Below are 12,594 nucleotides of genomic sequence, written 5' to 3'. Positions count from 1 at the left end.
AGCGCCGACCCTTGGGAGTATCCACTCAATGAGTCACCAGTTGCCGGACGTGCAGGCCAGTCGGCCTGACGTCTCCGTCGGACTGAGTCAGGTCGGGGTGACCGGCGTCGACAAGCTCGTGAAGATCGATCGCGGCGACCAGCGACCGTGGGTGTTCATGGCCGAGTTCTCGGTGTTCGTCGACCTCCCGAGCGAGCGCAAGGGGATCGACATGAGCCGGAACATGGAGGTCATCGACGAGGTGCTGGAGGCGGCGACGCGCCACGAGGCGTACCGCATCGAGGACGTCTGCGGCGACGCCGCCGAGCGACTGCTCGCGAAACACGACTACACCACGACCGCGGAGATCGAGATGACCGCGGAGCTGGCTGCCCGCGAGGACACCCCCGCCTCCGGCCGCGAGACGCAGTCGACGTTCTCCGTCATCGCCAGCGCGGTCGCCGACGAGGACGGCACCCGCGAGGAGATCGGCGCCGAGGTGACCGGCATGACCGTCTGTCCGTGCTCGCAGGGCATGTCCGAGTCGCGCGCCCGCGAGAAGCTCGACGACCTGGGCGTCGACGACGAGGTCGCCGAGGAGTTCCTCGACGAGGTCCCCCAGCCGGGCCACTCCCAGCGCGGGCACGCCACGCTCACGTTCACCGCCGAGGGGTCGCCCGACGTCGATCTGCTCGACGTGATCGACACCGCCCGCGACGCGATGAGCGCGCGGATCTACAACTACGCCAAGCGTCCCGACGAGGACCACATGACGTACCAAGCCCACATGGACGCCAAGTTCGTCGAGGACTGCGTCCGGACGATGGCCGAGGACGTGGTCGAGCGCTACGACAACCTCGACGACGACGTGGTCGTCCACATGAAGCAGTCGAACGACGAGTCCATCCACCAGCACAACGCCCACGCCGAGCGCGAGATCACCATGGGCACGTTGCGCGAGGAACTCCGGACGTAACCGTCGCTGGCGGCCTCGGATCTCTTCTCCCCGGTATTCTGCAAAAGCGGTCGCACAACCGCCGACACGACACCGCCGACGGCGACGCTACAGCCCCAGCGGCGACGCCTCCGCCCACCGCTCGCGGAACGCCCGCCGGACGTCGCCCGCGAACTCGGGGTCCTTCAGGTCGATCATCGCGAACGACTCGTCGGGGTCGACCGGGCTCGGTACCTCCATGCACACCTCTGCGTCGTCGACCAGCGTGAACGTCCCGCGCAGCCCCGGCGCCGTCCGCACCGTGAAGTTCGGGTGATCCGCCATCCGGTCGAAGTAGCGATCGCCGACGCTCTCGGGTAGCTGCGCCGGAAGTTCCTCCGACAGCAGCAGCGATACGTCGACGCCGCGTTCGAGCGCCGCCTCCAGCTCCTCGGCGATCGCCTCGCCGACTGCGCCGATGTCAAGCCCGGACGCCGGCGCGGCGGCGATCATCACGACGCGGTCGTCGGCCGCCGACAGCCGTTCGAGCAGCAGGTCCGCGGTGTCCTCCGGGCCGAGCGCGGCCGTCCAGAACTGTTCGTCGGGCGGGTCACCCGCCTCCAATTCCGTCGAGAGCTCGTCGACGACGGCCTCGTACTGCTCGGCCTGCTCGTCGAGTTCGCGCTTCTTTTCCTCCAGCAGTCGGTCGAGGGCCGCGTCCGGCTCGACCGCGAGGTACTTCTTCGGTCGGCTCGCGGCCTGACTCCGGGCGAGCCGATGTCGTTCGAGGCTGTTGAGCACGTCGTACACCCGGCCCATCGGCACGCCGCTGGCATCGGACAACTCCTTTGCGGTTGCCGGCCCGGCGTCGAGGAGGGCGCGGTACGCGCGAGATTCGTACTCCGAGAGCCCCAGGTCGCGAAGGTCAGCCATATCCCCTCCACGGGATGGGGGATGAAAAAACACACTCCGGGTTTACCCGCCCGGGCGATCGCCCGGCCCGTCGGTCACTCGGCGGCGTCGGCGACCAGCCGCATCAACGCGTCGGGCGACTCGGCGGGCGCGGCGTCGCGGCCGCGGAGGGCGGCCGTTCCCTCGGGGGTGCGGTCGCTGTCGGGGACGACGACCGCCTCGTGATCCGCGATCCGCAACGCGGCGCGGTGGAGGTCGGCCCCGACGGGCGCGCCCACGTCGACGACGAGCGGGTCGCGCGTGAGGCGACCGGCGACGGAGCCGTAGCCGGCCACCTGCGCGCCCATCCGTTCGGCCGCGCCGGCGAAGGCGCCGACGGCGACCTCGGCGCGCTCGCGGTAGGCGTCCTCGCCTGTGAGCGCCGCGAGATCGATCAGCGCGTCGGCGAACTCGACGACGCCGTCGATGGGGCGCAGCGGCCGATCGAGCATCCCCGGCCCCGAGGCGGGGCCGTCGCGGAAGGCGTCGGCGTCGCCGAGGACCTCCAGCCCCCGGTCGGCGACCACGCGGGCGACGCCGACTCCGTCGCCGAGGACCGACTCGGCGGTGCAGAACGCGGCCGCCACGCGAGCCACGTCCTCGAGGAGGTCGGTCTCTGCGTCGTCGGCGTCGAGGTGGCGGACGGCTCCGTCGGCGTCGACGAGCGTCTCCCGGAGGTAGGCGAGCGCCTTCTCGGCGGACTCCCGGGCGCGCTCGTTGTCGGTGTACGCCGCGAGGGTGAGCATGGCGTCCGCGGCGAGTGCGTTGCCGCCGGCGTACGCGGTGAGGTCGGTCCGTTCGCCGTCGGGGCCGACGCTGGCACCGTAGGCGAACCCCGACCAGAGGTCGGCGTCGAGGAACGCGCGGACCGACTCGGCCGTCTCGCGATACGACTCGTCGCCGGTGTAGAGGTAGCCGTTTGCGAACGCGCGCAGGACGCCGGCGTCGTCGGCGAGCAACTTCTCGCGGGCGGGGTCCGACCAGTCGCGCGCGCCGGCGTAGCGGAAGACGCCGCCGTCGTCGTCGAGGAGGTTGCGCTCGATCGCATCGAGCGTCTGGGTCGCCTTGTACCGGTCGCGCTTGAGCGCGAACTCGACCGTCCGTGGCATCGGGAACTTCGCGTCGTCGCCCCAGCCGGCGAACTCGGGGTCCCACTGCGAGTCGAGTTGCCCCGCGAGGTGCTCCTCGATGGCGGTCGTGACGGACCCTCCCGGCGTCTCGTTGCCGGCGAGCGCGCGTGGCACGCGCCCGGCCTCCTCGCCGCGTTCGTCCCACGTCTCGCGGACGCGATCGAGCACCGAGCGGAAGCCGTCGGGGCCGAGGTACGTCGCGCCCGTGAGCAGTTCCCCGCTCGGCGTCGTGAACACCGTCGAGGGGAACCCGCCCATGTTGTACCGCTCCCGGACGCGCGGCTCGCGGTCGACGTCCACCTTCACCGGGACGAAGCCGTCGTTGACGTTGGCCGCGATGCGCGGCTCGCCGAACGTCTCGACGAGCATCCGGTGGCAGTCATCACACCACGTAGCCGTCAGAAACAGCAGCACGGGTCGCCCCGTTCGTTCGGCCTCCGCGAACGCATCGGCGCCCCACTCGCGCCACTCGACGCGCGTGTCGTCGGTCATACTCGCGTTCGGAGGCGCCCGAGGGTAAAGTCGGCGTTCGCGGTCGTCGGCCGGGACGCGGAGGGAGCGCGAGCCGCGACCGGAGACCCTCCAAAAGGGCTATACACCGCGATCGGATAGCCCGAGTATGCGCATTCGGGTTCGCTACCTGCTCGTGGCCCTGCTCGCGATCCCGCTGGCGGACGCGGCGTTCCTGCTGTGGGTGGCGACGAACCTCCTGACGCCGGTGCAGACGGTCGCGCTGGTCGTACTCACGGGCCTGCTCGGGATGCTGCTCGTGCGCGCCGAGGGGCGCCACACGCTTCGCGCCGTCCAGCGAAAGCTCGCCGCGGGGGAAGTGCCGACCGGCGAGGTGCTCGACGGCGGGCTGTTGATCGCCGCGGGCGCGTTCCTGCTCACGCCGGGGCTGGTGACCGACGTGATCGGGTTCCTGCTCGCGCTCCCGCCGACGCGGTACCCGATCCGCGAGCTGCTGCGCCGCTACGTCGTCGTGCCGTACGTCGACGCGCGGATGGACGGCTTCGCGACGGGCGCGGTCTGGACGGGCGGGTTCCCGAACCCGGACGGTGCGGTCGGCGGCGACGCGACCGGCGGGACCGGACCGACCGGAACCGCGGGCTTCGGCGGCGGGGCGACCGCGGACGACCCCGACGCGACCGACGCCGCGGACGACGACGTCGTCGACGTCGACTTCGAGGAGGTCGACGACGAGGACGAACGCGAGGACCGCCCGCGGTAGGCCCGTCGCCCCGGGCCGTGCAACCGCATGACGTGACGCCGGTGCCGAACGGAAACGCTTAACCAATCCCTTCCACTACTCGAAGATGCGCTCGCCTGGGCCAATAGCTCAGTCAGGTTGAGCGCTCGGCTGATAACCGGGAGGTCCACGGTTCAAATCCGTGTTGGCCCATCCAAGGTATCACCGGCCCTTGGCCGGTGAGAATTGGGCCACTGGCTCCCCAGCCACCCAATTTCGACGTTCTAACGAAACTGAGACGGTAGTCCATCGTCTTGTCTCGGCAAGGTAGCACCCGCACCCCGACGCCGTCCAGCGGTGACGATAGCCGAAGGGATCGAACGTCCCCTGTCGCGACTCAGAACCCCTCCCGAAGGAACGGATCCGTCTCGGGGAAGAGCGTCGCCAGCATCTCGCGATCAGACTCGGCGGCGACCTCGACGGCACCGAGTTCGACCAGCCCGTCCACTCCGTGTGAGCCGACGACCAGTCGCGAGAGCGCGCCGATATCGAGCGACACGTCGACCTCGTCGGCGGCGGCGACGCGTTCGACGGCGCCACGGCCGTCGGCGACGCGGAGGTGGAAGACATCGTCGTTCCACTCGCAGTCGTCGTCACGGACGTCGAGCACGAGCGTCGCGTCGCTGTCCTCCTGATACGCGATCGCCTCCAACGCCCGCTCCACGTCGACGATACGGACCATCGGTCCCGGTCGGATCTCCGTCTCGGCTGCTCGCGGGTCGTCGAGGCCGTCGAACAGCCGGGTGTCCGCCGGCCCGGTGAACCGGACGCGCTCGACCTGCGAGTCGTGGTTGCGACAGAAGCGCAGGAGGTGCCCGCGAGCCTCGCGATCGACATGGGCGAACTCGCTCACGGCCATCGTCTTCCCCTCGGCATCGTCGTCGTCCGTGATCGTGTAGACCACGTAGCCACGGAGCTCGTCGCCCCGATCGCCGTCGGTCCACCCGTACACGTACGGGTCGGTTCCCCACGACTCGAAGACCCGATCGCGCCACCAGTCCTCGCTGCGGTTCAGCCGGAACTCGGCGGTCGCCCACTCGTCGTACACCGCGTCCAGCCGGGGCCAGTCGTCGGCGTCGAGGCGTTCGTACGATCCCGTCGGATCCGGGCACGCGCTCGCCAGCGGGCCTGGGGCGACCTCGATCCGCGCGTAGTCGCAGATCCGCTCGTACCCGAGGCGACGGTAGAACGGGTACTCGAAGGGCCACAGCGCCGCGAAGGCGACCCCGTCCTCGCGAAGTTCGCGGTGGACGTTAGTCAGGAGTTCCCGAACGAATCCGCGTCGGCGCGCCTCCGGCGGCGACGCGACCGCCGAGATCCCGGCCACGTCGCGGACGCCGCCGCGGATGCGGGCGGCGAAGTCGTAGTAGCCACACACGACCGCGAGGTCGGCGGCGTCGAGATCCTCCGGGTCCTCCGGGTTCTTCGGGTCCTCCGGGTCCTCCGGGTCCGCCGCGTTCTCGATCTCCTCGGTGTCGTAGAGACCTCTGGCGTGAAACGACGCCGGCCGGTCGGGTCCCTCCGGCTCGTGATCCGGCCCGCGTTCCGGCGAGAAGGCGTACACGAGGTAGCCGTCGAAGGTGTCCTCGTGTGCGTCGGGGACCGCGCTGTAGTGCATGTGACGAGGGGTTCGCCGTCGGGGAAAGCGTTTGTGACGCCGTGGGACCGACACTCACGCCGGATCGCGGGGTTCTCGGTGCTGGAACACCCAGCGTGAGTATGGGCGACGACACGCGGTTTCGCGACCGGATCACCCGCGACCGACTCCTGCTCGCGGCGGTGTTGGTCGTCGGCATCGCCGGGACGGGGATCGTCCGGCGTCAGCTGGGCCTGCTCGGGTTCAACGACCTCGGCCGGTTGGTGTTCATCTTCGGCTACGGGCTCACCGTGTTCGCCGTCTGGTACGGCTGGATCCGGCCCCTCGACATCACCGGACCGGGGACCGAGCGCGAGGTTCCGCCATCGGGCTCGTCGATCGAGGGATCCGACAGGAACGGGTCCGATGACGCGACGGACGGATCACGGGGCGACCCGACGACGCAGGCGAACGATCGGCCGAACTGACCGGATCGTCGACCCCCGAGGAGGAACCCTCGCGATCGCGACCCGTCGCCGCATCGGCCGAAGGTAAACGAGCGAGAACGGAACGTTAATGCGGCGCCCCGGGCGAACTGGAGACAAGAGATGATCCCGCTCCAGATCGTCGACAGCTTCCTGCTCCCGTACAACGTCGGACAGGCGCTGCTGCTCGGGTTCGTGCTGACGACGCTCGCCACGCTGCCGGTCTCGCGGAAGGCGATGGCGCTCAACACGATGCTGTTCGGAATCATATTCCTGCTCACGCCGCAGTCGCTCGTTCCGGTCCACTACCTCTTCCTCGGCATCGTGCTGGTCGTCGTCGGACCGCTCGTGTTCGTCACCGCGCGTCGGTAACCCCGCGCCTGCGGCCGGCTCTCGCGTCACGTCTCGTTCGCGACCGAAACGGAGCGGCAGTCGCTCGCCCCGAACGTCATCCTTTTGCCCGCCGCGCCGGACCGACGCGGCATGGTAACCGCGCGCGCGCCGGCGACCAGCGCGAACCTCGGGAGCGGCTTCGACACCTTCGGCGTCGCGCTCTCTCACCCCGCAGACACCGTCTCGGTCGAACGCGCCGCCGAGACGACCATCGAGGTGACCGGCGCGGGCGCGGAGTTCATTCCGACCGACCCGGAGAAGAACGTCGTCGGCGCCGTCGCCGACGCGCTCGAGGCCCCCGCACACATCCACATCGACAAGGGAGTTCGGCCCTCCTCGGGGCTGGGATCCTCGGCCGCGTCGGCCGCTGCCGCCGCGGTCGCGCTCAACGAACAGTACGACCGGGGATACAGCCGACACGACCTGGTTTCCGTCGCCGCCGAGGGCGAGGCGGTCGTCTCCGGGGAGGCCCACGCCGACAACGTCGCCCCGGCGCTGCTCGGGGGGTTCACGATCGTCCGCAGCGACGACGGCGCGACGAGCGTCGACGCGGACCTGTCGCTGGTCGCGTGTCTCCCGGAGGTGGTGGTCTCCACGCGCGACGCCCGCGAGGTCGTCCCCGACTCCGTGTCGATGGCCGATCACGTCGAGACGGTCGGCAACGCCGCGACGCTCACGGCCGGGATGTGCCGGTCTGACCCCGAGTTGGTCGGCCGCGGCCTCGACGACCCTGTGGTGACCCCGGCGCGGGCGAAGCTGATCACCGGCTACGCGGACGTCCGCGAGGCGGCACTGTCGGCCGGCGCGACGGGCGTCACCGTCAGCGGCGCCGGCCCGAGCGTGCTCGCGGTGTGTGCGTCCGGTCGACGGCGCGGCGTCGCCTCGGCGATGGTCGAGGGCTTCGCCGACGCCGGCGTCGGCGCGCGGGCCTACCAGACCGCCGTCGGCGACGGCGCGACGGTCCTGTAGCTCTCACGGGCATCCGCGGCGCTCGGGGTCACTCGTTGGCCCCGCGGTATCACTCGTTGGCCCCACGGTATCACTCGTTGCCCCCGCGGTACTCGCCGCCCCGGTTGTCACTCCAGCGCGCGTTCCGCGAACCGCTCCCTGATCTCCGGCTCCGGGATCTCACAGGCGTCCTTCCTCCCGAACACGTTGTACCGGTACTCGGCGACCAGATCGTAGGCGGCATCCCGAAGCCGACGCGGTACGACCCGAAGCGCCCACAGCAGGTGCCACGGCGAGTCGAGCCGCCGTGCGATCCGCAGCGCCGCGGCCGATCGCCGGTGCGTACCGTCGGCGTCGACGAGGACGATCGAGTCGTGATCGGTCGTCGGCAGGCCGTGACGCTCCAGGAGCGCCTGCCCGACCGGCGAGTCCAGCGGCGCGAACCGGAAGGTACCGGCGTCGTCGTGGCGCACGAGAAAGCGGATCGCCCCGTGACAGAGGTTGCAGACGCCGTCGAACAGGACCACCGGGTGACGATCGGGGTCCACGTCCGCGAGGGGATTCGCGTCGGCGTCCGTGTCCGCGTCAGCGTCGGCATCGGCGTCCGCGTCTTCGCCGGCGCCCGGACCCGCGTGCGCATCGGACATGGCAGTCGCTACGGTGGCCGCCGGTTTCAACGTCGCGGCGGCGACACGGAAGGTGTGGCTGACAGGCGACACGGCCCGCACGCTCCGCGGGACGGCGTGTCGCGCACCCGCGTGCGCCCCGCGGCCGGCTTCAGGTCACGACGGTCGCGCGGCTCTGGTTCCGGTATCGGATAAAAACGTTCGTTCGAGCGGAGGGACGGACGCGTCGGCCCGGAGTCAGACGCCGCGGCCCTGGAGCTTCTCCTCCTCGGGCATCGTTTCGTTGGCCTGGCCCTTCATGCCGGCGCCGATGCCCTTCGCGATCTCCTTGAGGGTCTCGGGGTCGTCGTAGTTGTTGACCGCCTGGACGATCGCCTCGCCCATCTTGCTCGGGTCCTCCGCGCCGAAGATGCCCGAGCCGACGAAGATGCCGTCACAGCCGTGCTGCATCATGAGCGCGGCGTCGGCGGGCGTCGCGATGCCGCCGGCGGCGAAGTTGACCACGGGGAGCCGGCCCATGTCGGCCGTCTCGTGGACGAGCTCGCGGGGCGCCTCGTTCTCCCGGGCCCACTCGTCGCGCTCCTCGTAGTTCATGCCCGAGAGCTTGCGGATCGAACGCTGGATGGAGCGCTGGTGGGTGACCGCCTGGTTCACGTCGCCGGTGCCGGCCTCACCCTTCGTGCGGATCATCGCCGCGCCCTCGTCGATGCGGCGCAGCGCCTCCCCGAGGTTTCGGGCGCCGCAGACGAACGGCGCGGTGAACTCGCGCTTGTCGATGTGGTAGCGCTCGTCGGCCGTGGTGAGCACCTCCGACTCGTCGAGCATGTCGGCGCCGGCGGCCTCGAGGATCTGCGCCTCGGCGGTGTGTCCGATGCGGCACTTGCCCATCACGGGGATCGACACCTCGTCGATCACCTCCTCCAACTTGCCCGGGTCGGCCATCCGCGCGACGCCGCCGCGCTTGCGGATGTCGGCGGGGACGGATTCGAGGTGCATCACGGCGACCGCGCCGGCGTCCTCGGCGATGCGGGCCTGCTCCCGGCTGACGACGTCCATGATGACGCCGCCCTTCTGCATCCGCGCGAACCCGCGCTTGACCAGATCGGTCCCGCGCTTGAGCTTCTCCAGATCGGTCTCCTCGGTCATGTATCCTCATTCGAGTGTGCGTACGTAACGGTTGTCCTTCCCGGGACGAGGGTGCCCGACGGCCGGGTCAGGCGTCGGCCTGTATCGCCTGTTCGATCCGCCGCTCGACCTGCGGCAGACGCCGCTCGACGAGGGCGGGGAGCCGTCCGGGGAGGCTGTCACGGTTGCGTTCGAGCGCGTCGGTTAGCGCCTCGGTTCGCTGACGCAGTCCGCGCAGGCGGTTGTCCGCGCCGGCGGCGTTTCCGGACTGCGCGGCCTCGTTCGCCCGAACGGCGGCCGTCGTCGTCGCCTCCAGCGCCCGCAGGAGCCCCACGACCCCGGCGCCTCCGCCCGCGCCGCCCCCGCCGCCGGCGCCGTTTCCGGCGTCGTCGTCATCGTCATCGTCATCGTCATCGTCGTCGCCCGCGCTCGCGGCCGCCGCTGCCGCGGCCGCGGCCACCTCGCCGGCGACCTCGGCGGCTCTCCCCGGCTGCTCGGCGGTGCTGTCGGGGACGCCCACGTCGTCGATGCCCTCGGCGTCGCCGTCGGCGAAGACGGTCGCCTGGGCGGTCGTCTCGACGAGCAGCGTGAGCAGGAACGACGTGAGCGACGCCTTCCCGGTCCGCGCCTCGCGGATCGTCGCGGTCGACTGGTCGGCCGTGGGGTTCACCCGAAAGGCGCCGAGGGCGCCGGATTCGTCCTCGATCTCGGCGGTGTAGGCTCCCTCGCGGTGGGCGTACACGGCGACCCCGTCCGCGTCCTCGTCGGCGGGGAGGCCGTCGAACAGGCGGCCCGCGAAGTCGTCCTCGACGGCGACCCGGCCGAACTCCCCCGCGTCGTCGGCGGGCTCGGCGCGCACCTTCACCGCGTCCTCGTTGGGCGTCACCACCACGTCGCCGTCGACGCCGGCGGTCGTGACGGTCGGCGGCGTCTCGGCCGCGTCGCCCCCGTCGGTGTCGTTGTCCGCGTCGCCGTCGGCGGACGCGGTTCCGTCGGTCGTCGCGGACGCGGTGCCGGTCCCCCCGGTCGATGTGGACCCGGGCCCCGTGGTGTCGGGAGTTCCCCCGTCGTCCCCGCCCTCCTCGCCGTGGACGATCCGCTGGCTGAACGGCGCGACCCCCGCGCCGTTGACGGTGAGGCGGTGCTCGCCGGCGGGCACGTCCCGGAGGGCCACGACGCCGTTGAACGTCGGCACCGCCTCCGGATCGGATTCGAGGAGCGCGACCCCCTCGACGGTCGGCTCATCCGTGTCGACGCCGTTGCTTCCCGGCGCGTCCTCGCTGGCGGTCGCCTTCCGCAACAGGCCGACCACGTCGCCCGCGAGGCCAGTCACGTCGATGTCGAACCGCTCCGACAGCGCCGACCGGTGGCGGGGGTCCGTCACGTCGGCGATCGGGTCGGCGAACCGCGGCTGCGCCTGGGGCGTTCCCACGGTCGTGAGGTGGGAGGCGACGGCGTCCTCGGCGAAGGCGGGGACGGAGAACTCGAAGCTCAACTGCGGGCCGTCGTAGCGCTCGATGTCGAGGTCGGCCATCGGTTCGAGCGCGTAGTCGTAGTCCGCCTCCGCGACGCCCTCTGCGTCCTCGAACGCGAACATGAGTCCCATCTCCCGGAGTGGGAGGTCGTCGGGCGGGGTGGGGATCCCCGAGAACGATCCGACGGTCATCCCCTCGGGCACGAGGTGCTCCCGAGTGACGTTCGGCAGCTCGGGGTGCTCGTACACCGGCGCGCCGTCGAGTTCCGGCACCGCGAACGGGAGTCGATATCCCTCCCCGCGGGGCAGGCCGTACGCCGCGGGGATGTCGGAGGGCGCGAGCGGGCCGTTGGAGACGTCCGGGATCTCCGTCGAGGTCGGCAGCCGCTCGAACTCCGCGGGCGTCTCGTTGACCCCCAGCGCGGAGGAGTGGCTCCCCACCTCGGCGATGACGCTCGCGCGCTCGGTTTCGGGATCGAGGAACTCGTTGTTCGGCACCTTGCGGGAGTGCGAGGATGCGACCAACAGCGTCGGGTCGCCGGTGTCGGGGTCGCCAGACCCCTCCCCCACGTCGAGGAACACGTGCAGCACCTCCCAGTCGTGCCAGTGGAAGTTGACCGAGAACTGGTCGAACGCCGAGTAGAACCAGTACTGGACGACGGTCAGGTCGGTGTCGGGGTAGCGAACGGCGTTGTAGAAGGCCGTGCGGTTCGGCGGCTCGCCGCCCGGGTCGTACTCGCCGGCGTAGCCGTCGAACGCCGCGAAGCCGTCCAGCGTGGCGCCGTCGCCCTCGAGGTACTCGCGGGGGTCCGTCGGGAACCACCGCTCGCCGACGCCGAAGTACAGGTCCGGTGCGTGTGCCTCGGCGAGCGCCCGCGCGCGGTCGCCCTCGACGGGTTCGCTCTCGGGGGCGTCGTCGCCGCCGAGAACGCCCGCACAGCCCGCGAGCGTTGCGGCGCCGGCGGTGCCGGCGGCGGCGAGCACGTCCCGTCGAGTGGGATCGATCCCTCCGTGAGCGTTGTCGGCGGGCCCCCGCATCGCGGGTTACTCCCCGCCGTGAGTCACGCCGCGCATCATCGCCCGGACGTCCTCGGCCTGCCCCGACAGCCGGGTCGGGTACGCGCCGACGGTGACGACGAAGTCCTCGCCCGATCGGACGGCCTCCGAGACGTGGAGCCGGATCTCCGTCGTGACCCCCTCCGCGATCGTCGCGTCGGCGGTGAACAGCCCGACGGTCGTGTCGGTTCCGAGCACCGCCACCGTCTCCTCGCCGTCGGACTGGAGGTCGTCGATCCCGTCGTACTGGGTGAGCATCCGCCGGGCGAGCTCGCGCGTGCTCAACTCGGCGATGGGGTTGAGCGTCCGTCCGGCGATGTCCACCGCCGGCGTCGAGAACGCGGTGAACAGCGACGCGCGGATGCGTTCGCCGAGCACCTCGGCGGCCTTGTCGTACTGCGCGACCTGGTTCGTCACGACGACCTCGCGAGTCTGGCCGGCGACGGTGAACTCTCGGGTGAGCTCCATGGGCTCGATCCGATGCTCCTCGAACCCGGTCGACTCCAGCGTCGCGTCCGGGACGGAGGCGACGCTCGCGGAGAACTCGGCCGGCTCGGAGCCGGTGATGACGCCGAGACAGCCGCTGGTCGCGATCGCGGTCCCCGCCGCGAGCGCTCCGCCGGTCGCGCGAAGGAACTCCCGTCTGCGTGCCTCTCGTGACATGCCCG

The 12,594-nt window shown here is 71.1% G+C and carries 12 protein-coding genes and 1 tRNA gene; 6 read left to right on the top strand and 7 right to left on the bottom strand.

The window, feature by feature from the left end:
• Positions 1 to 28 precede the first annotated feature (28 nt).
• A complete protein-coding gene (gene mptA / locus K6T50_RS14990) occupies positions 29 to 955 on the top strand; it encodes a GTP cyclohydrolase MptA (protein WP_222607367.1) in 927 nt (308 codons plus the stop codon).
• A gap of 87 nt (positions 956 to 1,042) precedes the next feature.
• Here the strand turns inward: mptA and K6T50_RS14985 are convergent, their stop codons facing one another.
• The gene (locus K6T50_RS14985) at positions 1,043 to 1,846 is read right to left on the bottom strand and encodes a TrmB family transcriptional regulator (RefSeq protein ID WP_222607366.1); all 804 of its coding nucleotides are present in this window, start codon (positions 1,844 to 1,846) and stop codon (positions 1,043 to 1,045) included.
• Positions 1,847 to 1,920: 74 nt separating this feature from the next.
• The gene (locus K6T50_RS14980) at positions 1,921 to 3,486 is read right to left on the bottom strand and encodes a DUF255 domain-containing protein (RefSeq protein ID WP_222607365.1); all 1,566 of its coding nucleotides are present in this window, start codon (positions 3,484 to 3,486) and stop codon (positions 1,921 to 1,923) included.
• 133 nt (positions 3,487 to 3,619) lie between these two features.
• Here K6T50_RS14980 and K6T50_RS14975 point away from each other — a divergent pair, with 133 nt between their 5' ends.
• Both K6T50_RS14975 and K6T50_RS14970 read left to right on the top strand, forming a co-directional pair.
• Positions 3,620 to 4,225: an FxsA family protein gene (locus K6T50_RS14975; RefSeq protein ID WP_222608943.1), complete on the top strand. Its 606-nt coding sequence runs from the start codon at positions 3,620 to 3,622 to the stop codon at positions 4,223 to 4,225.
• Positions 4,226 to 4,322: 97 nt separating this feature from the next.
• Positions 4,323 to 4,396 (top strand) — tRNA-Ile (locus K6T50_RS14970).
• A gap of 184 nt (positions 4,397 to 4,580) precedes the next feature.
• Here the strand turns inward: K6T50_RS14970 and K6T50_RS14965 are convergent.
• Positions 4,581 to 5,861, bottom strand: coding sequence for a GNAT family N-acetyltransferase (locus K6T50_RS14965; RefSeq protein ID WP_222607364.1), 1,281 nt, complete (start codon positions 5,859 to 5,861; stop codon positions 4,581 to 4,583).
• A 101-nt stretch (positions 5,862 to 5,962) separates the two neighbouring features.
• Between K6T50_RS14965 and K6T50_RS18955 the strand changes: the two genes are divergently transcribed.
• The 3 genes from K6T50_RS18955 (at position 5,963) to K6T50_RS14950 (ending at position 7,666) form a co-directional block, all read left to right on the top strand.
• On the top strand, positions 5,963 to 6,307 hold the full coding sequence (locus K6T50_RS18955) for a DUF7996 family protein (RefSeq protein WP_225935337.1): 345 nt from the start codon (positions 5,963 to 5,965) through the stop codon (positions 6,305 to 6,307).
• A 120-nt stretch (positions 6,308 to 6,427) separates the two neighbouring features.
• Positions 6,428 to 6,676 (top strand): DUF8006 family protein, encoded by a 249-nt coding sequence (locus K6T50_RS14955; protein WP_222607363.1) that lies wholly within the window; start codon positions 6,428 to 6,430, stop codon positions 6,674 to 6,676.
• A gap of 111 nt (positions 6,677 to 6,787) precedes the next feature.
• Positions 6,788 to 7,666 carry a homoserine kinase gene (locus tag K6T50_RS14950; RefSeq protein ID WP_222607362.1) on the top strand — a complete coding sequence of 293 codons (879 nt, stop codon included), beginning with the start codon at positions 6,788 to 6,790 and terminating at the stop codon, positions 7,664 to 7,666.
• Between the two features lie 107 nt (positions 7,667 to 7,773).
• On the opposite strand, the gene K6T50_RS14945 is transcribed toward K6T50_RS14950, so the two are convergent.
• The 4 genes from K6T50_RS14945 to K6T50_RS14930 all read right to left on the bottom strand — a co-directional run bounded on the left by K6T50_RS14945 (position 7,774) and on the right by K6T50_RS14930 (position 12,589).
• A complete protein-coding gene (locus tag K6T50_RS14945) occupies positions 7,774 to 8,292 on the bottom strand; it encodes a thiol-disulfide oxidoreductase DCC family protein (protein ID WP_222607361.1) in 519 nt (172 codons plus the stop codon).
• A 216-nt stretch (positions 8,293 to 8,508) separates the two neighbouring features.
• Positions 8,509 to 9,417, bottom strand: a complete 909-nt coding sequence (gene pdxS / locus K6T50_RS14940; protein WP_222607360.1) for a pyridoxal 5'-phosphate synthase lyase subunit PdxS — start codon at positions 9,415 to 9,417, stop codon at positions 8,509 to 8,511.
• 67 nt (positions 9,418 to 9,484) lie between these two features.
• Complete coding sequence (locus K6T50_RS14935) at positions 9,485 to 11,908, bottom strand: hypothetical protein (protein WP_222607359.1); 2,424 nt, start codon at positions 11,906 to 11,908, stop codon at positions 9,485 to 9,487.
• 6 nt (positions 11,909 to 11,914) lie between these two features.
• Positions 11,915 to 12,589: a DUF6517 family protein gene (locus K6T50_RS14930; protein WP_222607358.1), complete on the bottom strand. Its 675-nt coding sequence runs from the start codon at positions 12,587 to 12,589 to the stop codon at positions 11,915 to 11,917.
• Positions 12,590 to 12,594 lie beyond the last annotated feature (5 nt).

Source organism: Halobaculum magnesiiphilum (assembly GCF_019823105.1).
GTDB lineage: Archaea > Halobacteriota > Halobacteria > Halobacteriales > Haloferacaceae > Halobaculum > Halobaculum magnesiiphilum.
The sequence above is the reverse complement of the archived record's forward strand: the minus strand, read 5'-3'. Positions and strand labels throughout refer to the sequence as shown.